Source organism: Nonomuraea antimicrobica, from assembly GCF_039536965.1.
In the GTDB taxonomy this organism is placed as follows: Bacteria; Actinomycetota; Actinomycetes; order Streptosporangiales; family Streptosporangiaceae; genus Nonomuraea; species Nonomuraea antimicrobica.
Genome location: NZ_BAAAZP010000026.1, coordinates 1 through 21,347, shown reverse-complemented (window position 1 = coordinate 21,347; position 21,347 = coordinate 1). Strand labels below are relative to the sequence as shown.

Annotated in this window: 21 protein-coding genes and 1 pseudogene; 8 read left to right on the top strand and 14 right to left on the bottom strand. The window is 73.3% G+C overall.

The window, feature by feature from the left end:
• Nucleotides 1-341, bottom strand: a 341-nt coding sequence (locus ABD844_RS08325; protein WP_425568521.1) for an alcohol dehydrogenase catalytic domain-containing protein, incomplete at its 3' end; no start/stop codon positions are given.
• Between the two features lie 106 nt (nucleotides 342-447).
• Between ABD844_RS08325 and ABD844_RS08320 the strand changes: the two genes are divergently transcribed.
• The 4 genes from ABD844_RS08320 to ABD844_RS08305 all read left to right on the top strand — a co-directional run bounded on the left by ABD844_RS08320 (nucleotide 448) and on the right by ABD844_RS08305 (nucleotide 4,079).
• Nucleotides 448-1,062 (top strand): TetR/AcrR family transcriptional regulator, encoded by a 615-nt coding sequence (locus ABD844_RS08320; RefSeq protein ID WP_344874645.1) that lies wholly within the window; start codon nucleotides 448-450, stop codon nucleotides 1,060-1,062.
• Between the two features lie 74 nt (nucleotides 1,063-1,136).
• Nucleotides 1,137-2,420, top strand: coding sequence for a PP2C family protein-serine/threonine phosphatase (locus ABD844_RS08315; protein WP_344874643.1), 1,284 nt, complete (start codon nucleotides 1,137-1,139; stop codon nucleotides 2,418-2,420).
• A 73-nt stretch (nucleotides 2,421-2,493) separates the two neighbouring features.
• Nucleotides 2,494-3,552 carry an aldo/keto reductase gene (locus tag ABD844_RS08310; protein ID WP_344874641.1) on the top strand — a complete coding sequence of 353 codons (1,059 nt, stop codon included), beginning with the start codon at nucleotides 2,494-2,496 and terminating at the stop codon, nucleotides 3,550-3,552.
• A 104-nt stretch (nucleotides 3,553-3,656) separates the two neighbouring features.
• Complete coding sequence (locus ABD844_RS08305) at nucleotides 3,657-4,079, top strand: glutaredoxin domain-containing protein (protein ID WP_344874640.1); 423 nt, start codon at nucleotides 3,657-3,659, stop codon at nucleotides 4,077-4,079.
• Between the two features lie 60 nt (nucleotides 4,080-4,139).
• On the opposite strand, the gene ABD844_RS08300 is transcribed toward ABD844_RS08305, so the two are convergent.
• The 8 genes and pseudogenes from ABD844_RS08300 to ABD844_RS08270 all read right to left on the bottom strand — a co-directional run bounded on the left by ABD844_RS08300 (nucleotide 4,140) and on the right by ABD844_RS08270 (nucleotide 11,069).
• Nucleotides 4,140-5,282 (bottom strand): NAD(P)/FAD-dependent oxidoreductase, encoded by a 1,143-nt coding sequence (locus ABD844_RS08300; protein WP_344874638.1) that lies wholly within the window; start codon nucleotides 5,280-5,282, stop codon nucleotides 4,140-4,142.
• Between the two features lie 11 nt (nucleotides 5,283-5,293).
• Nucleotides 5,294-6,103 (bottom strand): ABC transporter permease, encoded by an 810-nt coding sequence (locus ABD844_RS08295; RefSeq protein WP_344874636.1) that lies wholly within the window; start codon nucleotides 6,101-6,103, stop codon nucleotides 5,294-5,296.
• Nucleotides 6,100-6,984 (bottom strand): ABC transporter permease, encoded by an 885-nt coding sequence (locus ABD844_RS08290; protein WP_344874634.1) that lies wholly within the window; start codon nucleotides 6,982-6,984, stop codon nucleotides 6,100-6,102. Before ABD844_RS08290 ends, ABD844_RS08295 begins: the two co-directional genes overlap by 4 nt.
• Nucleotides 6,948-7,079 (bottom strand): hypothetical protein, encoded by a 132-nt coding sequence (locus ABD844_RS53060; protein WP_425568522.1) that lies wholly within the window; start codon nucleotides 7,077-7,079, stop codon nucleotides 6,948-6,950. The genes ABD844_RS08290 and ABD844_RS53060 overlap by 37 nt, the downstream gene beginning before the upstream one ends.
• Nucleotides 7,080-7,550: 471 nt before the next feature.
• Nucleotides 7,551-8,012: pseudogene (locus ABD844_RS53055) on the bottom strand (ABC transporter ATP-binding protein); the annotation flags it as partial.
• A gap of 104 nt (nucleotides 8,013-8,116) precedes the next feature.
• The gene (locus tag ABD844_RS08280; RefSeq protein ID WP_344874630.1) at nucleotides 8,117-9,148 is read right to left on the bottom strand and encodes an ABC transporter substrate-binding protein; all 1,032 of its coding nucleotides are present in this window, start codon (nucleotides 9,146-9,148) and stop codon (nucleotides 8,117-8,119) included.
• The gene (locus ABD844_RS08275) at nucleotides 9,145-10,197 is read right to left on the bottom strand and encodes an ABC transporter substrate-binding protein (RefSeq protein ID WP_344874628.1); all 1,053 of its coding nucleotides are present in this window, start codon (nucleotides 10,195-10,197) and stop codon (nucleotides 9,145-9,147) included. Before ABD844_RS08275 ends, ABD844_RS08280 begins: the two co-directional genes overlap by 4 nt.
• Before the next feature lie 137 nt (nucleotides 10,198-10,334).
• Nucleotides 10,335-11,069 (bottom strand): GntR family transcriptional regulator, encoded by a 735-nt coding sequence (locus ABD844_RS08270; RefSeq protein WP_344874626.1) that lies wholly within the window; start codon nucleotides 11,067-11,069, stop codon nucleotides 10,335-10,337.
• Between the two features lie 125 nt (nucleotides 11,070-11,194).
• Between ABD844_RS08270 and ABD844_RS08265 the strand changes: the two genes are divergently transcribed.
• The gene (locus ABD844_RS08265) at nucleotides 11,195-12,211 is read left to right on the top strand and encodes an aminotransferase class V-fold PLP-dependent enzyme (protein ID WP_344874624.1); all 1,017 of its coding nucleotides are present in this window, start codon (nucleotides 11,195-11,197) and stop codon (nucleotides 12,209-12,211) included.
• A gap of 18 nt (nucleotides 12,212-12,229) precedes the next feature.
• Here the strand turns inward: ABD844_RS08265 and ABD844_RS08260 are convergent, their stop codons facing one another.
• The 4 genes from ABD844_RS08260 to ABD844_RS08245 are packed head-to-tail and all read right to left on the bottom strand — an operon-like array spanning nucleotide 12,230 to nucleotide 16,871.
• Nucleotides 12,230-13,408: a DegT/DnrJ/EryC1/StrS family aminotransferase gene (locus ABD844_RS08260; protein WP_344874622.1), complete on the bottom strand. Its 1,179-nt coding sequence runs from the start codon at nucleotides 13,406-13,408 to the stop codon at nucleotides 12,230-12,232.
• Nucleotides 13,405-14,220, bottom strand: coding sequence for an amidohydrolase family protein (locus ABD844_RS08255; RefSeq protein WP_344874620.1), 816 nt, complete (start codon nucleotides 14,218-14,220; stop codon nucleotides 13,405-13,407). The genes ABD844_RS08260 and ABD844_RS08255 overlap by 4 nt, the downstream gene beginning before the upstream one ends.
• Nucleotides 14,217-14,888, bottom strand: coding sequence for an amidohydrolase family protein (locus ABD844_RS08250; RefSeq protein ID WP_344874618.1), 672 nt, complete (start codon nucleotides 14,886-14,888; stop codon nucleotides 14,217-14,219). Before ABD844_RS08250 ends, ABD844_RS08255 begins: the two co-directional genes overlap by 4 nt.
• Before the next feature lie 18 nt (nucleotides 14,889-14,906).
• Nucleotides 14,907-16,871: a hypothetical protein gene (locus tag ABD844_RS08245; protein ID WP_344874616.1), complete on the bottom strand. Its 1,965-nt coding sequence runs from the start codon at nucleotides 16,869-16,871 to the stop codon at nucleotides 14,907-14,909.
• 86 nt (nucleotides 16,872-16,957) lie between these two features.
• Here ABD844_RS08245 and ABD844_RS08240 point away from each other — a divergent pair, with 86 nt between their 5' ends.
• From ABD844_RS08240 to ABD844_RS08230, 3 genes are read left to right on the top strand one after another with little or no spacing between them, the layout of a single operon-like run.
• A complete protein-coding gene (locus ABD844_RS08240; RefSeq protein ID WP_344874614.1) occupies nucleotides 16,958-17,848 on the top strand; it encodes an amidohydrolase family protein in 891 nt (296 codons plus the stop codon).
• Nucleotides 17,849-17,850: 2 nt separating this feature from the next.
• Nucleotides 17,851-18,588 carry an amidohydrolase family protein gene (locus ABD844_RS08235; RefSeq protein ID WP_344874612.1) on the top strand — a complete coding sequence of 246 codons (738 nt, stop codon included), beginning with the start codon at nucleotides 17,851-17,853 and terminating at the stop codon, nucleotides 18,586-18,588.
• A 43-nt stretch (nucleotides 18,589-18,631) separates the two neighbouring features.
• Entirely contained in the window at nucleotides 18,632-20,602 is a 1,971-nt protein-coding gene (locus ABD844_RS08230; RefSeq protein WP_344874610.1) for a ligand-binding sensor domain-containing protein, read from the top strand.
• A gap of 40 nt (nucleotides 20,603-20,642) precedes the next feature.
• Here ABD844_RS08230 and ABD844_RS08225 read toward each other — a convergent pair.
• A partial coding sequence (locus tag ABD844_RS08225; RefSeq protein WP_344874608.1) for a dihydrodipicolinate synthase family protein occupies nucleotides 20,643-21,347 on the bottom strand: 705 nt, incomplete at its 5' end.

The window sequence follows — 21,347 nt, the reverse complement described above, 5'->3', positions numbered from 1 at the left end:
GCGGCGGCCTGCGCCAGCCCGACCTCGCCGGGGACCTCGGCGAACGGCTTGGTGTCCACGGCGATGCGCTGCGCCCACGCCCCCGCGCCGAAGGCCGCCACGCGGGCTCCCACGGCGGGGCCCGTCCCGTCGGCGGCGGCGCGTACGACGACACCGGCGGCGTCGTACCCGTGCACGGTGCCGGCCGGGCGGCGTCCGGCGAAGGCGACCTCGCCGCGGTTGAGCGAGATGTGCCGGACGTCGAGCAGGAGCTGGTGCGGCGCGGGCTCGGGCGCGGGAGCCGTACCGAGCCGCAGGGCGCCCGGGACGGCGGGATCGACGACGAGTGCGCGCATGTCCATCAGGGGGACTCCTTCGCAGGCATGAGGGTGATATGCGGACCGTAAGTCCGGTTACGGATGGACGGTAGCATAGACGGACCGACAGTCCGCATCGGCGAGGGGATCGATGACCGAACAGCACACCCAGGGCGTGGAGCGCGCCGAACGTGCCGACGCGGCGCGCAACCGCCGCGCGGTGCTCAGGGCGACCGAGCGGCTCCTGGCCGAGGGCGGGGGCGACCATGTGTCGCTCGACCGGGTCGCCGCGCTCGCCGGGGTCGGGAAGGGCACGGTGTTCCGGCGCTTCGGCAGCCGCGCCGGGCTCCTCCAGGCGCTCCTGGAAGAGCGGTCGGCCGAACTGCGCGAGGCCGTGCGCAACGGGCCCCCGCCCCTCGGACCAGGAGCGCCCGCCCGTGAGCGGCTGCACGCCTTCCTCGACGGGCTGGGCGCGATCGCCGAGGGCAACGCCGTCCTGCTGTCGGCACACGAGCAGGCGTGCGCCGAGGACAGGTACGGCGACCCGAGCTACCTGTCCTGGCACCGCCACCTCAGCACCCTGTTCGCCGAGGCCCGGCCCGACCTCGACGCCGCCTTCCTCGCCCACGCGCTGCTGGCCGTCTTCGACGGCGACCTGATCCGCCACCTGACCCCGCCCGGCGACCCGCGCCACTTCACCCGTTCGATCCAGCGGATGGCCGCGGCGCTGCTGGCCGACGCCCCGACCGCGACCAGGGGCCGGTGACGCCAGGAGGACTCGCCCCCTGAGGTCGCACCCCGGCCGGCGGTCGTCGCGAGCCCGACGGTTACCGTAAGCGCATGACCACTCACAGAAAGTCCCGCTCCGGGAGGACGGCGGGGGAGCTGGCGGCGTCGCGGGCGGCGATGTTCGGAGCGCTGATCTCCGCGAGCCACGCCTGCACGCTGGAGCAGGTCCCCGGCCTGGTCTCCGAGCAGGCCGGGCGGGTGGGGCTGCGCGACGTGCTGATCTATCTGGCGGACCTGCAGCAGGAGGTGCTCTCCCCGCTGGTCGCCGAGCCCGAGCCGGCCGGTGCGGGCGAGCGCGGGGAGCTGCGCATCGACGGGACCGTGGCCGGCCGGGCCTTCCAGCACGGCCGGATCCTGCCGGCCACCGTCCGCGACACCGAGCACTGGTGGGTGCCGCTGGTGGACGACACCGACCGGCTGGGCGTCCTGCGGGTCACCGCTCCGGGCGCGGACCGCGAGGCGCTGCTGGACATGGAGCGGCTGGCCGGGCTGGTGGCCCTGCTGGTGGTCTCGAAGCGTCCACTGAGCGACACCTACGCCCGGCTCATCCGGCGGCGGCGCATGAGCGTGTCGGCCGAGATGGAGTGGCGACTCATGCCGCAGCGTACGTTCGCGACCGGCCGGCTGGTCGTCAGCGCGGTGATGGAGCCCGCCTACGACGTGAGCGGCGACGTCTACGACTACGCCTTCGGGGGCTCCACCGCGCATCTGGCGATCTTCGACGCCATGGGGCACGACACCGCCGCGGGACTGACGGCCAACCTCGCCCTGACGACCCTGCGCAACGCCCGCCACGAGGGCGCGGGGCCGGACGCGTCGGCGTTGCGGATCGACGAGGCGCTCGTGGAGCTGTTCGGCGGCGAACGGTTCGCCACCGGCATCATCGCCACCCTCGACATCCCCGGCGGCGACCTCGCCTGGGTCAACTGCGGCCACCATCCGCCGGTCGTCGTCCGCGGGCGTTCCACCATCGAGCTGGAGTGCGCACCCGACCTGCCCATGGGCACCGGCCTGCTGCCGGAGGTGACCGTGTGGCGTACGCAGTTGCAGCCGGGCGACCGGCTCCTGCTCTACACCGACGGCATCACCGAGGCGCGCAACCACCGCGGCCAGGAGTTCGGCATGGAACGGTTCACCGACTTCCTCATCCGGCACCAGGCCGACGAGCTGCCCGTGCCCGAGACGCTGCGCCGACTGATCCTCCATCACCTCCGCTACCACGATCAACGGCTGCGCGACGACGCCACGGTGCTCCTCGTCGAGTGGCCCGGCGGCACTCTCCCCCGGGAAGAGGTCGAGGCCCTGTCCGGCATCCCGCCGGAGCCGGCAGCTTAACGAAACACATCTACCGTTAGCATGCTAAAATTCTTAACGGTAAATCTGACCCGTTAGAGAGCAGGATGGAATCATGGACTATCGACGGCTGGGCGCGTCCGGGCTCGAGGTGCCCGCGCTGAGCTTCGGCGCGGGCACGTTCGGCGGCAAGGGTGAGCTGTTCAGCGCCTGGGGCAACACCGACGTGGCGGAGGCCACGCGCATGGTGGACGTGGCGCTCGACGCGGGCCTGACGATGTTCGACACCGCCGACGTGTACTCCGACGGCGCCTCGGAGGAGGTGCTCGGCCAGGCGATCAAGGGGCGGCGCGACAGGGTGCTCATCTCGACCAAGGCCGTGCTCCCCCTGCACGACGGCCCCAACGGCGCCGGAGCCTCGCGGGCCCGCCTGATCGAGGCGGTCGACAACGCCCTGCGCCGCCTCGGCACCGAGCACATCGACCTGTTCCAGTTGCACGCCTTCGACGCGGGCACGCCGGTCGAGGAGTCCCTCTCCACGCTGGGCGACCTGGTGACGGCCGGCAAGCTCCGCTACGTCGGCGCCTCCAACTTCGCCGGCTGGCAGCTCATGAAGTCGCTGGCGGCGGCCGACCGGCACGGCCTGCCCCGCTACGTGGCCCACCAGGTCTACTACTCGCTGGTCGGCCGCGACTACGAGTGGGAGCTGATGCCCCTCGGCCTCGACCAGGGCGTCGGCGCGGTGGTGTGGAGCCCGCTCGGCTGGGGCCGCCTCACCGGCAAGATCCGGCGCGGCCGGCCGCTGCCCGAGGGCAGCCGGCTGCACCGTACGGCCTCCTACGGCCCGCCCGTGGACGACGAGCACCTCTACACGGTGGTGGACGCCCTCGACGCGATCGCCGCCGAGACCGGCAAGAGCGTCCCCCAGGTCGCGCTCAACTGGCTGCTGCGCCGCCCGACCGTGGCCACGGTCATCGTGGGCGCGCGCAACGAGGAGCAGCTCCGCGAGAACCTGGGCGCCGTCGGCTGGAGCCTGACCCCCGACCATGTGGCCCGGCTGGACGCGGCGAGCACGGTCACCTCGTCCTACCCGCACTACCTGTACCGGATCCAGGAGGGGTTCGCCCGCGTCAACCCGCCCATCGAACGCCTCATCGCGGCCGGCCGGGTCTGAAGGGCCCTCGCTGCCCGCGACGCCGGCCTTTGAGCGTGCCGGGGGCCTGGCGGGGCGGACGCACGACCAACCGATAGCCTGCCGCCATCATGATACGCGCGTGGATGTTGCCGATTCTGCTGGCGGCAGGCGGCTCGGCGGTCGCGGTGGCGCAGTTCGCCAGTGGCGCTTCCGGCGCGGCCGTGCTGTCGCTGGTGCTGTTCGTGCTGCTCGCGGGGCTGTATTCGCCGCTGGTGTTCCCGAGGTCCATCGGCGCGGAAGAGGCGCGACGCCGCAGCGCGGCCGACGGCCGGCCGATCGTCTACTGGCGGCCGGGCTGCAAGTACTGCCTGCGACTGCGGCTCCGCCTGGGCCGCAGCGCGGGCCGGCTGCACTGGGTCGACATCTGGCGCGACCCGGACGGCGCGGCGACGGTGCGCGCGGCCAACGACGGCGACGAGACCGTGCCGACCGTCGTGGTGGCGGGCCGGCCGCACGTCAACCCCGATCCCCGATGGGTACGAGCCCAGCTCGCACCGCCCACGTGACCGACCGGCCCACCTGATCGACCGGCCCACGGCCGGGACCGGTCGGTCACTGCCGGCCGGTCACTGCCGGCCGGGGTGGCGGGCCGGGGACAGGGGCGGGCCCGCGGTCCCGTCGGCGAAACGGGACGGGCGGAACGGCCCCAGCAGCGCCGACTCCTCCCCGAACACCTCGCCCGCGACCTCCCGCATCAGCAGCGGCGCCAGCGTGACCCCGCTGTGCGTGGCCACCGTGTAGACCCGCCGGTCGGCGTCCGCGAACCCGGCCACGGTGAGCCCGTCGCCCGGCATCGCGCGCTGCCCCACGACGGCCCGCTCCACGGCGGCCCCCTCGGTGGCGCGCAGCACGCCGGACAGCAGCGCCAGCATCTCGGCCGGCACCTCGCCGGGCACCGGGACGGCGGGGTCGGCCAGGCCGTCCAGGGGCAGCGACTGCAGCAGCACCCGCCCTCCGCCGTCGGGACGCAGGTTGAGCGCGGCCGTCGTCAGCACCCGCGACAGCCGGGCGGGCACCGGCGTCGTGGTGATCAGGAACCCGTTGGTGAGCGTCCCGGACTCGGCTGGGTCGAGCATCGGGACGGTGGCCCCGGCCAGCGCGGCGACCCGCTGCGTCCAGCGGCCGGCGCAGGTGACGACGACGTCGCCCGCGAAGACACGCCCGTCGGCCACCGTCACCTTCACCCCCGACCCCACGGTCTCGATGCCGGTGACCTCGGCCCCGCACTCCACCGTGGCGCCGCCGTCGCGGGCCTCGCCGAGCAGGCGTCCGAGCAGGCGCAGCGGCTGGACGTACGCCTCGCAGGGGAAGAAGACGTACTCGGTGTCCGGCGGCAGGGGCACGAGGTCGGGTTCCAGCGCGAGGGCCCGTCCGGCGGTGACGCGCTCGACCGGGTAGCCCAGGCCGAGCAGCCGCCCGACCCGCTCCTCGAGCAGTTCCTTGTGCTCGGCGGTGACCGCGCACTCCAGGTTGCCGGTGGGGAAGAACCAGTCGCCGGGAAGCTGGTGGTGCGCCCAGACTCCGGCGTGGTTGAGGTCGAAGTACTCCTTGGGGGTCTTGTTGTTGGCGTTGACCCACGCGACCGACGTGGACGTCGTACCGGCTCCCGGAGTGCCCGCCTCCAGCACCGTGACCCGGGCGCCGCGCCGGGTGAGACCGGCCGCGACCGCGGATCCGACCACCCCCGCACCGATGACGACAACTCGCACCCTGACTCCTTTCACCTGGTGTCCTCCTGGCCGGCGCCGAAGAGCTTGGCCACGCCGACGAAGCGTTCGATGACGACGACCGCGACCACGGCGAACAGCACCATGAGGGTGCCGATGGCGGTGACCGTGGGGTCGTAGTCGTACTGCATGTAGTTGAAGATCCGTACGGGCAGCGTCTGCAGGTCGGTGGTGACCACGAACAGCGCCACCGTCAGGTCGTCGAAGGAGGTGATGAAGGCGAAGAACGCGCCCCCGATCAGCGCCCCGCGCACGGCCGGCAGCGTGACGTGCCAGAACACCAGGAACGGCGGCGCGCCCAGCCCGGCCGCCGCCTTCTCCGCCGAGCGGTCGAGACCCGCCAGCCCGGCCAGCACCAGCCGCACCGCGTACGGGACGGTCAGCACCAGGTGGGCCAGCAGCAGCGTGAGCGGGCTGGAGGCAAGCCCCATCTGCGCGAACCACTGCAGCAGCCCGATGCCCAGCACGATCGTGGGCACCGCGAACGCGCTCGACAGCACGGCCTCCAGCAGGCCGCGTCCGGGGAAGCGGTAACGGTGGATGGCCAGCCCGCCGGCCAGCCCCACGACCGCGGAGACCGCCGCCGCGGCCAGCGCCACCCCGGCGCTGAGCGCGAACGACGACAGGAACTCCGGCTTCTGGAACACCTCCGCGTACCAGCGCAGCGTGATGCCCCGCGGCGGGAACGTCACGTACGAGGTGGCGGTCAGCGAGGAGGCCACGGTGACGGCCACGGGCGCGACCAGGAACAGCCCGACCAGCGCCGCGAACGCGCCGCCGAGCACGCGCGACAGCCGCGTCATCCGAACACCGCCTCCCCGCGCCCCCGCCGCAACAGCCGCGAGTAGCCCAGCAGCAGCCCCGTCGTGACGACGACCAGCACGAACCCGATCGCCGCCGCGTACGGCCAGTCGAGCGTGGTGGTGGCCTGGGTGTAGACGAAGTACGGCATGAGCTTGACCTTCGGCCCGCCGAGGATGGCCGGGGTGACGAAGCTGGACGCGGTCAGGCTGAACACGATCATCGCCCCGGCCAGCATGCCGGGCGCCGACAGCGGCAGCGTGATCCGCCAGAAGCAGGTCCAGCCGCCCGCGCCCAGCCCCTTGGCGGCGGGCACGAGCGTCGGGTCGATCCGGTCGAGGCTGCCCATGAGCGGCAGCACCATGTACGCCAGCATCACGTGCACCATGCCGACGAGCACGGCGGTGTCGTTGTAGAGCAGTTGCGGCGGGGTGAGCCCGAGCCACGCGATGACCGAGGCGACGGGGCCGGCCGGCCCGAGCACCACGAGCCACCCGTACGCGCGGATGACCATGCTGATCAGCAGCGGCGACAGCAGGAGCAGCGCCAGCCAGTTGCGCACGCGCGGCGAGCGGCCGCGCAGGTAGAGCGCGAACGGGTAGCCGACGAGCAGGCAGCCGGCCGTGGTCAGGGCGGCGACCCTGAGCGTGTTCCACAGGACGCCCCGGTAGAAGGGGTCGCCGAGGAAGCGCGCGTAGTTGTCGAGGGTGAAGGCGCCGGTCTGCGTCCTGAAGCTGTTGGCCACCAGCGTGAACAGCGGCGCCACGAACAGCAGCGCGAAGATCGCGACGGCGGGCAGCGCGAGCAGCAGGCCCGTACGCCGGCGCGGCGTGCCCGCCCGCCTTTTCACCGGGCCGTCAGCGAGGCGTCCGAGGGCCGCCACGAGCAGGTCACCTCCTCCCCCTGCGCGGGCACCCGCGCGTCGAACGGCAGCGCCGCCCGCACCTCACCGGCCGGGGTGGCGACCACGCAGCGGATGCGCGAGCCGAGGAATCGGGTCTCCCTGACGGTGCCGCGCAGCCCCTCTCCCCCTGCGCCGACTTCTCCCGGGCCGACTTCTCCGGGGCCGACTTCTCCGGGGCCGACTCCTCCGGAACCGACTCCTCCGGGGCCGACGCGGACGACCTCCGGCCGCACGTACAGGCGCACGGCGGCGCCCTCGGCCGGGGGCTCGCCCGCCGGGGTGGCGGCCACGGTCCGGCCCGCGACCCGGCAGGCGTACCCGTCGGCGGCGGGGCCCTGGGCGGTGCCGTCGAGGGCGTTGACCTCGCCGATGAACCGGGCCACGAAGTCCGTGGCGGGCCGCAGGTAGATCTCCCTGGGCCGGTCGAGCTGCTGGATGACGCCGTCGGCCATGACCGCGATCCGGTCGGAGACGGCCAGCGCCTCCTCCTGGTCGTGGGTGACGAGGATCGTGGTGGTGCCGATGCGACGCTGCAGGGCGGCGACCTCGTCGCGCAGGCGTACCCGGAGCTGGGCGTCGAGGTTGGAGAACGGCTCGTCGAGCAGCAGCAGGTCGGGCTGGATGACCAGCGCCCTGGCCAGGGCCGCGCGCTGCTGCTGGCCGCCGGAGAGCCGGCGCGGGTGCCGCTCGGCCAGGCCGTCCAGGCCCACCATCTCCAGCACCTCGGCGACCTGCCTCCTGCGCCGCGCGGCCGGGACCCTGCGCATGCGCAGGCCGAAGGCCACGTTGTCGGCGACCGTCATGTGCGGGAACAGGGCGTACGACTGGAAGACCATGCCCATGGAACGGCGGTGCGGCGGCACGGCGGTCACGTCGCGGCCGTCCACCTCGATCACGCCGCCGTCGGCGGTCAGGTGTCCCGCGACCATGTTGAGGGTCGTCGTCTTGCCGCAGCCGGACGGGCCGAGCAGGGTGAGGAACTCACCGGGCTCGGTCTCCAGGTCCACGGAGGAGACGACCTCCTTGCCGCCCAGTGCCTTGCGCACGCCGTTCAGTCGCAGCCGCCCGCGCCGCGCGGCGGTGGCCTCGGCGGGGGCCTCGGTCGTGCTCGTCACTGCTCGATCTCCTTCGTCCACCGGTCGGTCCACGCGGCGCGCTTGCTGTTGACGTCCCGCCAGTCCAGCGGCTGCATGTGCGCCGCCTGCTCGGAGCCGACGACCCGCTTGGCCAGCTCGGGTTCGAGGTGGGCGTCGGTGACGGTGGGCCCGTCGTAGCCCTCGGCGGCCAGCCGCTCCTGGATGCCCGGCTCCAGCAGGGCGTTGACGAACCGCTGCGCCAGCTCGGGGTGCGGCGCCCGGTTGACCACGTTCGCGGTGGCCAGCAGCGGGATGGCCCCCGTCTCCGGATACACGAACGAGATCGGGAAGCTCTTGTCCGCCAGCGTCTCCACCCGCGAGCCGCCCCAGACCGTGGCGACCGCCTGCCCCTGGAGGAAATAGTTGGACACGTCGGCCGTGGCGTCGAAGGTGAAGGCGTTAGCCGCCACCTTCTCCAGCCCGGCGAAGCCGGAGTCGATCGAGCCGTCGCCCTCACGGGCGGCCAGGATGAGGGCGCCCACGCCGTACGTGTTCGTGATCGACGGCAGCACGACCCTGCCCTTGAGCCTCGGGTCGGCCAGGTCGGCCAGCTTCCTGGGGGCGGGCAGGCCGTTCTCGGCGTACCACTTGGTGTTGTAGGCCAGCCCGGTCGCGGTCAGCGCGAACCCGACGCCGACGTCGCCCGGGATCCTGGCCACCCGCGCCACCTTGTCCAGGCGGGTGACGGCGTCGGGGTCGAGCTTGGCCAGCAGCCCCGCCGACGCGGCCTGGGCCTGCGGCCCGTCGTCGATGAGCGCGACGTCGATCTGCGGGGCGTCCTTCTGCGCCTTCAGCTTGGCCACGGTGTCGATGGAACTGCCGGCGATGTAGGTGACCTCGCAGGAGCACGACTTCTCGAACTCCGGCACCACGGCCTGTTCGAACGCCTCCTGGTAGGAGCCCCCGTACCCGGCCACGACGAGCTTGCCCGCCGTGGCGGTCGGGCCGGGCGGGGCGCAGGCCGCCAGGCCGGTGAGGGCCAGCGCCGCGGCGAGCAGCCTGGTCATGAGGTCTCGATCTCCTTGTTCCAGCGGTCCGTCCAGGCGGACCGGTTCTTGTTGATCACGCCCCAGTCGAGCTTGCGCAGGCCCGCGGCCCGGTCCTGGCCGACGACCTTCTCCGCCAGCGCGGGGTCGAGCTCGACGCCCTCGACCACCGGGCCGTTGAAGTTGGACTCGGCCATCGTCCGCTGCGCCGACGGCTCCAGGAGCGCGTTGACGAACTTCTGGGCCAGGTCGGGGTGCGGCGCCAGCTTCACGACGTTGACGGTGGCGATGAGCGGCAACGCGCCCTCCTCCGGATAGACGAACCGCACCGGGTATCCCTTCTTGGCCAGCATCTGCACCCTGGAGTTACCCCAGATCGAGGCCACGGCCTGCCCTTGGAGGAAGTAATTGGACACGTCGGCCGTGGTGTCGAACGTGACGGCGTTGGCCGCGACCTTCTCTACGCCCGCGAAACCGGGGTCGATCTCGTGCTCGGAGCCGCCGCCGACCTTGGCGGCGATGAGCAGCGCGCCCAGCCCGTACGTCTGCGTGATCGACGGCATCACCAGCTTGCCCTTGAGCCTCGGATCGGCCAGGTCGGCCAGCCTCCTGGGGGCGGGCAGGCCGTGCTCGGCGTAGTAGTCGGGGTTGTAGGCGAGGCCGGTCGCGTTCAGGGAGAAGCCGACGCCCACGTCACCGGGCAGCCGGGCGAGGTCGATGACGCCGGCCAGGTTCGTGACGGTCCCGGGGTCGAGGGGGGCCAGCAGACCGGCCTCGACGGCCTGGTTCTGCACGCCGTCGTCGATGAGGGCGACGTCGATCTGCGGGGCGTCCTTCTGCGCCGTCAGCTTGGCGACGGTGTCGGTGGAGCTGCCGGCGATGTAGGTGACCCGGCAGGAGCACGACTGCTCGAAGCCGGGGATGACCGACTCCTTGAACGCCTCCTCGTACGAGCCGCCGTACCCGGCGACGACCAGCGTGCCGGGGGCGGCCGAGGGGGTGGGGGCGCCGCAGGAGGCGAGGGCGAGCGTAGCGGCTGCGAGTACGGCGGTCAGAGATCTGGATGTCAAGGCGACCTCCGAAGGGGGCGATTCTGTGCGAGATGGCCGATGTCGCCGAAGACGGGGACGGCGACGGGGACGAGCTTGACGCCGTGGCCGTCGGGGGTGACGGCGTTCGGGTGAGCCGATCTCGTACGGGGGATGGTTCAGTTGTGGTGGGCGGAGCCGCTCAGGTCGGTCTCCACGTAGAAGCGCTCGGACCCGGCGGGGACGATCGCCTCCAGAAGTTCCACGATCTCGCCGCGGCGCGTCCAGGTCTCGCGCGTCCAGCGGAACACGGGCCGGCCCACCGCCAGCCCGAACAGCTCCGCCTGCGCCTCGTCCAGGACGTGCGGCTCCACGTAGAGCCTGGCGCGTACCAGCTCGACCCCGCGGTCGCGCAGGTAGGCGTGGGTGGTCAGCGGCTCTAACGGCTGGTCGAGCAGGTCGGGGGCGAGCCGGAAGGGCAGGACCTGCACCTCGGTGTGGGCTACCTCGCCGTCACCGTTCAGCTTGTGGCGTTCCATCTGAATGACCGCCTCCTCGCCGGGCACGCCCGGCAGCCGCAGCCGCGCCGCGCTCGCGGGCAGCACCCGCGCCGAGACGACCCGGTGGTCGCCGGGCAGCTCCGGTCCCTGGATCAGCAGGCCGGTGAAGCGCAGCAGGTTGTTCCGGCCGATCGCCTGCGCCACGAAGCTGCCGCGCCTGCGGAAACGTACGATGAGCCCGGCGTCGGCGAGGTCGCGCAGGGCCCGCTGCACGGTGATGCGCGACACCCCGAACTCCTCGCAGAGCCCCGCCTCCGTGGGGATCCGGGTGCCGGGGCCCCATTGGCCGGAGCGGATACGTGCCTCCAGCGCCATGCGGATCTTCACATGAAGCAGGAGGTCACGTTCTGACATGGCCAAATACTGGTTGTAGCGATTAGTCATGTCAATAGAAGATTAGACATGACCTATCGCCGCTGAGTGGGGTGAAAGGCTTGCGGCTTGTCCTCCTCGCGACCGGCCGTCCCTAGGCTGGGGCCATGGATTTCGCCACGACAGCCAAGCTCTGGGACGCCGAACCGGGCTGGCTCAACACCGCCTCCTACGGTCTGCCGCCCCGTCCCGCCTTCGAGGAGTTGCAGGCCGTGCTGACCCAATGGCGGCACGGCAGCACCGACTGGAAGCCGTGGGACGCCTCGGTGGGGCGTTCCCGTGCCGCCTTCGCCCGGCTGGTCGGCGCCCCGGTCACCGATGTGAGCGTGGGCTCGACCGTCTCGCAGATCATGTCCGTCGTGGCCACCGCGTTGCCGCCAGGCGCCAGGGTCGTCGTGCCCGAGGTCGAGTTCACCAGCAACCTGTTCCCCTGGGCCGTGGCCGCCGAGGTCGTGACGGTGCCCGCCGACCGCCTGGCCGACGCGATCACGCCCGGCACCGCGGCGGTGGCGTTCAGCCTGGTGCAGTCGGCCACCGGGGAGGTGGCTCCGCTGGCCGACATCGTGGCCGCCGCCCGCGCTCACGACGCGCTGGTCTTCGCCGACGGCTCCCAAGCCTGCGGCTGGCTGCCCGTGGGGGTCGAGGGCGTGGACGCGCTGGCGTGCGCGGCGTACAAGTGGCTCATGGCGCCCCGGGGGGCGGCGTTCGCGTACCTGTCGCCGCGCCTGCGCGAGCGCATGCGCCCGCTGGCCGCCAACTGGTACGCGGGCGCGGACGAGGGCGGCTCCTACTACGGCCCGCCGCTGCGGCTGCGGGACGACGCGCGGGCCTTCGACCTGTCCCCGGCGTGGTTCTCCTTCGTCGGCGCGGCTCCCGCGCTGGAGTTGCTGAACGAGATCGGCGTCGAGCGCGTCCGTGACCACGACGTCGCGCTCGCCAACCGGTTCCGGGCGGGGCTGGGGCTAGAGCCGTCCGATTCGGCCATCGTCTCGGTGGACGCCCCGGGCGAACGGCTGCGGGCGGCCGGAATCCGCGCGGCGGTACGGGCGGGGCGGGTGCGGGCGAGCTTCCACGTCTACACGACGGAGGCCGACGTCGACCGCGCCCTCGACGCCCTGACCTGAGGTTCAAGGGCGCCGGGGCTATGCCGGTGACGCGTCCCCGCCGGCCGAGAGGACCTTCGCGAGGGCCTCGGCGACGTCGGCGGCGGCCGCGGGCTCGTCCATGAGCATCGCCTGGCGGACCCACACCACGGTCCTGGCGGCCTCCTCGGCCGCCGGGCACGGCTCGACGCGGGCGCCCTCGGAGGTGAGGGCGGCCATCGTGCCGAGCGGCGGGTATCCGGCGTCCAGCGGCACGCCCTCCGCGGCCATGGCGGCGAGCAGGAACGCGCGGTCCACGCCGGTGTCCATCCGCAGCATGAGCAGGTGGCGCGAGTCGCGGGTGACGCCTTCCGGCCGGGGCACCACGCCGACCTCGGGAACCGCGGCCAGCTCCCGCTCCAGGGCCGCGCAGAAGGCGTTCCTGCGGTCGATCTCCGCGTCGAGGCGGTCCAGCCAGGGCAGCAGCAGGGCGGCCTGCAGCTCGGTCAGGCGCAGGTTCCAGCCGACCGAAGGGTGGCCGTACCACTGGCCGCCCCGCCTGCGTCCGACATTGCAGACCGACCAGACCCGCTCGTGCACGGCCTCGTCGCGGCAGACGATCAGGCCGCCCTCACCGGCGGTCATCGCCTTGCTCGCCTGGAAGCTGTAGACGCCCGCGTCGCCCAGGCCGCCGACCGGGCGGTCCTTGTACGTCGCGCCGTGCGCCTGGGCCGCGTCCTCCACGACCGCCAGGCCGTGGCGGGCGGCCAGGTCGTTCAGCGGGTCCATGGCCGCGGGGCTGCCCGCGAGGTGCACGGGCATGATGGCCGACGTCCTGCCGGTCACGGCCGCCGCCACGGCCCCCGTGGACAGGTGCAGGTCGGTGGGGTCGACGTCGACGATCACGGGGGTGGCCCCGGCCAGCAGCACCGCGGTGGCCGAGGCCACGAACGTGTACGCAGGGACGATCACCTCGTCCCCCCTGCCGACGCCCAGGCCGAGCAGCGCGGCGAACAGGCCCAGCGTCGCGTTGCCGCAGGCGACCCCGTACGGGACGCCGGAGCGGCGGGCGAACGCGGCGGCCAGGTCCGTGACGACGGTACCGCCCTGCGCGGCGCCCCACAGGCCGCTCTCCAGCACCTCGGCGACCAGCGCGCGCTGCGCGGAGTCGGGGGGCGGCGGCCAGGCGGGCCAGGGGGTCGAGCGGACGGGAGTGCCGCCGTGGATGGCGAGCGTCACGAGAGGCGTCCCTTCGCGTCGGAGCCGGAGCCGGAGCCGGAGTCGGAGTCGGGGCCGGGGCCGGGGAGCCGGGCGGAGCCGACGTCAGGGAGCGCGGCGGAGTCGAGGCCGAGGAGCCGGGCCAGGTTGCCGCCCTGGACGAGGGCGCGGTCGGCCTCGGTGAGCGGGGCCAGCGCGACCCGGCCGTAGCCCGTGCGCAGGTCGAGGAAGCAGGCGTCCGAGCCGAACAGCACCCGCTCCGCCCCCGCGAGAGCGGCGAGCCGGGCGATCCAGCGGCCGGTCATCTTCGAGCCGCACGTCTCAAGGAAGACGTTCGGGTGGTCGGCCACGAGCCGGGCCGCGCGGCCGAACCCGTACGGCCAGAGCCCGGTGTGTCCCATGATCAGCCGTACGTCCGGGTGCCGGGCGGCGACGGCGGCGAACTGCGCCGGGTCGCTCCACGGCGAGTCCGTCTGCCCGTGCGCGAGGACGGGCAGGCCGAGCCGCCACACCGGCTCGTACAGGGGGTCGTCGAGGCGGCACCGGTGCACGTCGGGATGGAGCTTGACCCCCCACACGCCGTCGCCCGCGAGCGGGGTGCGGTGGTGCGGGTTGTAGACCTGCCACACTCCGAACCTGCCGGGGAAGCGCGCGGCGATCTCCATGGCGGACTCGTTGCCCCGGACGGCGTCCGGGCCGACGGCGAGCAGGTGGCTGATGCCCATCGCGGTGACGCCGATCCGGTCCATGACGGTCACGAGGTGCTCGGCGGTGGGCTCGGGGATGAGGAAGTCGGGCCAGGTCCCCACGTGGCCGTGGGCGTCGAGGATCACAGCAGCTCCTCCAGCGTCCCGGCGGCGATCCGGTCGACGTCGTCCGGGGGCAGGTCGAGGTGGTCGAGCAGGAAGCGCGGCCCGCAGTCGTCGGCGACGGGCGCGCCGGTGCCGAACACCAGCCGCCCCGCGCCGAATCGCGCGGCCAGCCATTCGACACCGCCCTGCGTGTTGACGGTGCCGATCTCGGCTCGTACGTTCGGCGCCTCGGTCATCAGCTCGGCCAGCGCACGCAACCTGCGGTAGCCGGGGTTGAGCACGAGGATCGCCTGGCCGGGCAGGCGATCCGCGAGGTGGCGGAGCTGGGCGGGCGAGGTCTCGTCCAGGTCGATCGCCATGGGAAGGCCGATCGCGGCCAGGCGGCGCAGAGCGGACGGCCCCGTGAGGTCGAAGCGGTGGAGCTCGGGACAGAGCCTGATCATCCGTACGCCGTCCAGCTCGTCCCTGGTCTCCCCCGGCACCACCACGGGCACCGGGACGAGCCGGGAGTCGCCGAGCGCAGCCAGGGCCTCGTTGCCCGCCTGCGGATCGGAGTAGAGGCTGAGCGTGTGGGTGACGCAGGCCCGCTCGATGCCCAGCCGGTCCATCTCGCCCCGCGGGTCCGCCGGCAGGTCGTCGAACGGCACGGGGCCGATGAGCCGGTGAGCATCGATCACATATTTCGGCACAGACCGAAACCTAGGGGGTCAGGGAGTGACGGTCAAGGGCGGGCAGCGCGGGTCGAGCCGGACCCTGGCGAGGTCCCGGCCCGCGAGCGTCCAGGCCCGCCAGGAGCCGGGCTCGAAGTGCGCCTGCGGGTTGGTGTACCACTCGTCGCCGAGCCCGGTGGCCAGGAGCCTCGCCTCGGCGCCCAGCTCGTAGGCGTTCCCGCCGCCGAAGAACGTGGACGCGAACACCCTGCCCCGATGCGTGGTCAGCTCGCCGTACCCGGAGAGCTTGCCCTGCCGCACCACCGTCCTGGTCGCCAGGTCGAGGGCGATCCAGGTGCCCGAGTCGCGCTTGTAGACGCCGTACAGCAGGCCGTCCTGGACCTTGACGTCCTGGAAGGTGCGGTGTCCCGCGATCGGGTCCACCTGCCAGAGCAGCTCACGGGCGCGCAGGTCGAAGGCGGCGACGGACGCGGACGTCCTGACCGGCGGGGTCCCGCCGCCGCCGAGCACGTCGCCGCCCAGGTAGACGACGCCGCCTCGGGGGTCGAGCGAGAGGCTCATCAGGCTCTGGTCCGGCAGGACGCCCTCGTAGACGTCGATCCGCCCGGTGTCGGGGTCCACGACGGACAGCGCGCCGTTCAGCCTGGCGCCGAGCGGGGCGCTGGCGACCACGAGCTTGCCGGTGGCGGGGTCGTACTCGATGTCCCAGGGCCGCTGCTGGCCGTGCCCGAGGAAGCCGACGCCGCGTACCTCGTCGGTGCGCAGGTCGACCGAGACGATCTGGCCGCTGGGGTACATGGCGGCGTAGATCTTCTCGCCGCGCCGTACGAGGTCCTTCGGCTCGCCCGGCATCCGGAACCTGCGCTTGCCGCCGGTACGCAGGTCGAGCACCTCCATCGAGAAGTGGCCGCCCACGTAGACGGCGCGGTTCGGCACGAGGAGCATGCTCTGCGGCCGTTCCGGGCCGGCGGGCAGGCCGGCGTCGATCAGGTCGGAGAACGTGGACGCGCCCGTGCGCAGGTCCAGCCACCACATGCCGCCGCTGCCGGCGAAGCCGAGCAGGGTGTCGTCGTCGAGGAGTTGCAGCCGCCTGGTCTCGTCGCCCGGCGAGGGCGGGTCGGCGACCTTCGTGAACGCGGCCTCGCCCGTGCGGTAGCGGTGGACGGCGCCGTCAGGGCGCGAGGTGGCGTAGACGGTGCCGTCGGCGGCGACGGTCAGCGTGTCGATCGTGCCGTCCGGCAGGGTGGCGCGGCGTTCGTCGGTGCCGTCCTCGCGCACATCGATCAGCACGGACCCGCTCGCCGCCAGCACGCGGTCACCGTGCTCGGCGACCGCGCCGATGCCGGCCGGGCCGCTCGCCAGCTCCCGCACCGCGCCGTCCGCGCGGGAGATGCGGACGAGCTTGCCCTTGTCGAGCAGGCCCGCGTAGACGTGGGCGGCGTCGGCGGCGACCGCGCGCACGTACCGCTCGCCCTGGGCCAGCACGCCGAAGTCGCGCACCGCGCCCGTGCCTGGCACGTACTCCCTGACCCGGCCGTCGGGGTAGGTGCCCGCGTAGAGCGTGCCGTCGGGAGCGGCGGCCAGGCTCCACACAAACCCGCCGTTCTTCCCGAACGACTGCAGATGCCGCACGACACCCGTGGCCGGGTCGAAGCTATACAGGTCGGGCACCGGGTAGGTGCCGACGTAGATCTTCCCGCCGGACACCGCCATCGCCCACGCGCCCTCCGGCTCGCCCGCGGCCGGTCCGTCCGGCAGCGGGACGCTCCTGACGACCTTGCGGGTCGCCAGGTCGATGTCGGCGAGCACGGGCGGTTTCAGCCCCCGGGTGACGACGTAGGCGTGCCCGTCGTGCACGGCCGCGCCCACGATCGCACCGGTGAGCGACGCCGGGCCGAACCGCTCCACCGCCGGAGCCTCGCAGGCCGCCGCCTGAGCGGCCGGTCCCGTGAGGAGCGCGGGTAACAGCGCGGCCAGGACGACCAGGGAGGAGCGGATCATGGGCCCACCTCGCAATTCGATTTCGATCAGTTTTGGTCCAGACCGTAAATTCATTCGCACTGTTCGTCAATGACATGATGCCCCACATGGTGATTAAGGATGAGCCCGCTATTCCCTTCGACGCGTGGCGGCTGATGGGCGGGCTGGAGGTGGCGCTCGATGTGGACGTGCTGTTCGGGGCGTACCCGGACCGCGACGGCCCGCCCGGCGCCCCCGCCTCGGTGCTCGCGACGCTCGGCGCCCACCGGATCCGGGCGGCGGCGGTGGTGGGCCTGCGGGCGGCGCTGTTCGACATGCGCTCGGGCAACGACGAGCTGCTCGCACTGGCCGCCGCGCCGGTCGCGCCCGGGGCTCCGGCGGCTCCGGCGGCTCCGGCGGCTCCGGGTGACGGCGCGTCCCGGCCGCCGGTCGTTCCCGTCGGGGGGCTGGATCTGCGCGACCCGATCGGCGCGGCCCGCGAGCTGGACCGGCTGGCTGAGGCCGGTGTCATGGCCGTCCGGTTGTTCCCCGACGAGCAGGGGGTCGAGGCGGGGTTCCCGTCGGTCCGGCACGTCGCCCGGCGGGCGGCGCGGCTGGGCCTGGTGGTGCTGACCGGCGGCGACGTGCGCAGGTTCTGGCAGCCGTTCGCCGGGCTCGGAGCCAGCGTGGTCTTCCTCGACACGCACTTCTACCACCTGGGCGACTTCCTGGTCGCCGCCGCGGACGAGCCCGGCTTCCACACCTCCACCCGCCTGCTCAACTCCCCCGACGCGCTGGAGCTCGCCGCCGCCCACCTCGGCGCGGACCGCCTGCTGTACGGCTCACGCGCTCCCCACTACGAACCCCTCGTCCCCCTCCTGCGCCTGGCCACCAGCGGGCTGAAGGCCGAGGAGATCGCCGCCGTGGCCGGCGGCAACGCGCAGAGGCTGCTCTCCCCCGAGCCCTCACCGCCCCCGCCGACCCCTGCCGAGGCCGCCGAGGCCGTGAGGAGGCCGTAGTCGTGATCATCGATGTGCACGCCCACTGGGGCCCGTGGTTCTTCACCATGGACGTGGCCGAGGCGAACCTCGCCACCATGGACCGCTACGGCATCGACCGGGCGATCGTCTCGGCCACCGAGGCGGTCATCTACGACGCCCCGGCGGGCAACCGCGCCTTGGCCGCGTACCTGGAGGGCCAGGACCGCCTGCTCGGCTACGTGACGGTCAACCCGCGCCGGCTGCGCGAGGCGGAGCGGGACCTGCGCGCGTACCTGCCGGGCGGCAGGTTCGTCGGCGTCAAGATCCACACCGACTACACGGGCTCACCCGTCACCTCCCCCCAGCTCCGCGACGCGCTGACGCTGGTCGCCGAGACGGGACGCCCGGCCCTCGTGCACACCTGGGGCACCTCGGTGCTCGACCTGGCCGCCCTCTGCCTGGACATCCCGGGCATGCGGGTAATCGCCGGGCACATGGGCGCGGACGGGTTCAGGCACGCCGTCGCGGCCGCCGTCGCCTGCGACCGCCTCTACCTGGAGCCCTGCTGGTCGCACGCCCCGGCGGGCCGCATCGCCGAGGTGGCGGCGGGCGTGGATCCGGCCCGGCTGCTCTTCGGCACCGACGCGACCCTGATCGACCCGTCGTCGGCGTTCGGGGCGGTCGCCGCGGCGGGTCTCACCGCCGAGGCCGCCGAACTGGTCGCCTGGCGCAACGCCGCGGAGCTTTTCCAACTCAAGGATCTGGACATTACGGCCTAGTCCGTTATAGCGTGCGGCGAAACTTCACAAGGGAGTCCCGCGCATGATCCCCCGCCGTCGATTCCTCCTCGCGGCCGCCGCGACCACGGCCGCCGCGACCCTCACGGCCCAGCCCGCCCAAGCCCGCGCCCGCACCCACCAGCGCCCCCACCAGACCGCACCACCGCAGCCGGAAGGCACCGTCACCGGCCTGGGCCCGGCGAGCGTCGCCAGCCCGCTCGGCAACGGCGAGTTCGTCGGCGGCGTGCTCTACGCGGGCTCGCGCGGCCTCTCGCCCAACGTGGTCGGCGCATACGACCTCGCCCAGGATTCGGTCACGGCCCATTTCGACATCCCGACGGGCGTCGGCATCTGGGCGATGTGCCGGACGGGCACCGACGTCTACATCGGCACCCACGCGAGATCCGACCTGTTCCGGCTCGACACCACCACCAACCAGGTCACCAAGGTCGCCGAATATCCCGACCGCTACATCTGGACCATGGCCTCCTCCCCCGACGGCAAGGTCTACCTGGGCACCTCGGAGCCGGGCCGCGTCTGGGAGTACGACCCCGCCACCGGCACGAGCCGCGACCTGGGCGAGCCCGCCCCCGGCGAGGCGTACGTCCGCAGCATCCAGGCCGACGAGACCCACGTCTACGCGGGCGTCGGCGCCAACGCCCACCTGATCGCGATCGACCGCGTGACCGGCGAGAAGCGCGAGCTCCTCCCCGCGTCCCTGGCCGACCGCGACTGGGTCGCCAGCATGAGCATGTCGGACACCCACCTGGCCTGCGGCCTGAACTCGCAGGCCGAACTGCTCATGCTGGAGAAGGCCGCGCCGCACGGCCACCGGCTCGTCAAGGCCACCGCCCCGGGCGAGAAGTACATCGTCTCGGTGCTCATCCACGACGGCCACGTCTACTTCGCGGGCCGCCCCTCGGGCACGTTCTACCGCTACGACCTGGCGTCAGGGGAGCTGGAGGTGCTGGGCGTCCCGTACTTCGAGGCGGCCACCCACCGGCTGCTGGCCCACGAGGGCCGGATCTACGGCGTCCAGGACAGCGCGGTCTTCGTCCACGACCCGGCGACCGGCTCGCTCGACTACCTCAACCTGGTGCAGCGCGGCTTCAAGACGGCGCCGGAGGAGCCGATGTCCGTGCACTCCGACGGCAGGCGCGTCTACGTCGGCGGCAAGGGCGGCGCCGACGTGCACGACCTCGCCACCGGCGAGGTCACCAGGCTCGGCATCGCGGGCGAGCCGAAGACCCTGCTCACCGTCGGCGGCACCACGTACCTGGGCGTCTACACCCAGGCCGCCCTGTACGCGCACCGCGCGGGCTCGGCCGAGGCCGACCTGGTCGCCCGTACCGGCAACCAGCAGGACCGCCCGCGGGACCTGGCCCACGACGACAGGACGGGCCTGATCGTGATGCCCACCCAGCCGGAGCCCGGCCACATGAACGGCGCACTCTCCCTCTACTCACCCCGAACCGGCGAGTACGCGACGTACCGGCCGGTGGTGGAGCGCCAGACCGTCTACTCGGTCGCCGCCCGGCGCGGCGTCGCCTACCTCGGCACCCACACCCAGGAGGGCCTCGGCCTGCCGCCGGTCACGACGACCGCCCGCCTGGCCGCGTTCGACCTGGTCGGGCGGAGGCTGCTCTGGCAGGTGGAGCCGATGCCCGGCGTCCGCCAGATCTCCTCGCTGTCCTTCGGCAGGACCTTCCTCTACGGCCTGGCGAACACGGGTGAGGTGTTCGAGTTCGATCTCCGGCGCAGGAAGGTCACCCGGACGCTCGCGGTCGGGTCGAAGGGCGGGGAGCTGTTCGTCACCGGCCGGGTCGCGTACTGCACGGACGGCGACCGGATCTACAAGATCGACCTGACCGCGTTCGCGGCCGAGCCGATCGTCTCCGGGCTGGCCGGGCAGTGGTTCGGGGGCGAGCCGAAGCTGGCGCTCGACCCCTCGGGGCGGGCGCTGTACGCGGTGCGCGGACGCGACCTCGTCCGCGTCGCCATCGACGGCCGATAGCGCACGCCACCGTCACAGCGCCACCGTCACAGCGCCACCGTCATCGGGGCGCTGTGATCGGGGCGGCGGCGGCCCCGGCGAGGACCACCGCGGCCCGCTCCTCCTCCGGGAGGGGCGGGCCGTACGGGTCTCGCGCGTGCGACTCGGGGACGCGGCCCTCGGCCGCGGCCAGCCAGAGCATGCGCTGCACGTAGCCCTCCATGGGCTCGGTGAACGTGGCCCGCGCCAGCCGGTCGAGCCGTCCCGACGCCTCCACGAACGCGCGCAGATCGGCCCCCTCGAACGCCTCCAGCACGGCGGCCGTCACGCCCACGCTCGCCGCCGCGATCCCGACCAGGGCCGCCTCGGCGCCCCACAGCAGCGACGGGCCGAACATGCGGTCCTCACCGGTGATCGCCAGCCTGCCCGCCTCCCTGGCCAGGGCGATCGCGCGCTGGCAGCCCATCGCGTCCGACAGCAGGGCCGTCTTGAGACCCGCCACGCCCGGGTGCTCCAGGATCTCGCGCATCGCCCCGGGAGGGCATGGGCTGGTGTAGAGGTCGAAGGCGATCATCGGCAGGCGGGCCGCCCGCCACACCTCCTCGTGCAGCGCCACCCGGTCGCCGTCCGACGGGAACACCAGCACGCCGTCCGCCCCCAGATCGGCCGCCACCCGCGCCTGCTCCGCCGCGCCGGCGGCGTCCGCGCCGCCGCCCGCGCCGCCCATCATCGGGACGCCCAGGGCGACGGCGCGCTCGACGACGGC

Coding starts and splice junctions, on each gene's coding strand:
- ABD844_RS08320 (WP_344874645.1), top strand. CDS start 448: ATGACCGAACAGCACACCCAGGGCGTGGAGCGCGCCGAACGTGCCGAC.
- ABD844_RS08315 (WP_344874643.1), top strand. CDS start 1,137: ATGACCACTCACAGAAAGTCCCGCTCCGGGAGGACGGCGGGGGAGCTG.
- ABD844_RS08310 (WP_344874641.1), top strand. CDS start 2,494: ATGGACTATCGACGGCTGGGCGCGTCCGGGCTCGAGGTGCCCGCGCTG.
- ABD844_RS08305 (WP_344874640.1), top strand. CDS start 3,657: ATGTTGCCGATTCTGCTGGCGGCAGGCGGCTCGGCGGTCGCGGTGGCG.
- ABD844_RS08295 (WP_344874636.1), bottom strand. CDS start 6,103: ATGACGCGGCTGTCGCGCGTGCTCGGCGGCGCGTTCGCGGCGCTGGTC.
- ABD844_RS08280 (WP_344874630.1), bottom strand. CDS start 9,148: ATGACCAGGCTGCTCGCCGCGGCGCTGGCCCTCACCGGCCTGGCGGCC.
- ABD844_RS08270 (WP_344874626.1), bottom strand. CDS start 11,069: ATGTCAGAACGTGACCTCCTGCTTCATGTGAAGATCCGCATGGCGCTG.
- ABD844_RS08265 (WP_344874624.1), top strand. CDS start 11,195: ATGGATTTCGCCACGACAGCCAAGCTCTGGGACGCCGAACCGGGCTGG.
- ABD844_RS08245 (WP_344874616.1), bottom strand. CDS start 16,871: ATGATCCGCTCCTCCCTGGTCGTCCTGGCCGCGCTGTTACCCGCGCTC.
- ABD844_RS08240 (WP_344874614.1), top strand. CDS start 16,958: ATGGTGATTAAGGATGAGCCCGCTATTCCCTTCGACGCGTGGCGGCTG.
- ABD844_RS08230 (WP_344874610.1), top strand. CDS start 18,632: ATGATCCCCCGCCGTCGATTCCTCCTCGCGGCCGCCGCGACCACGGCC.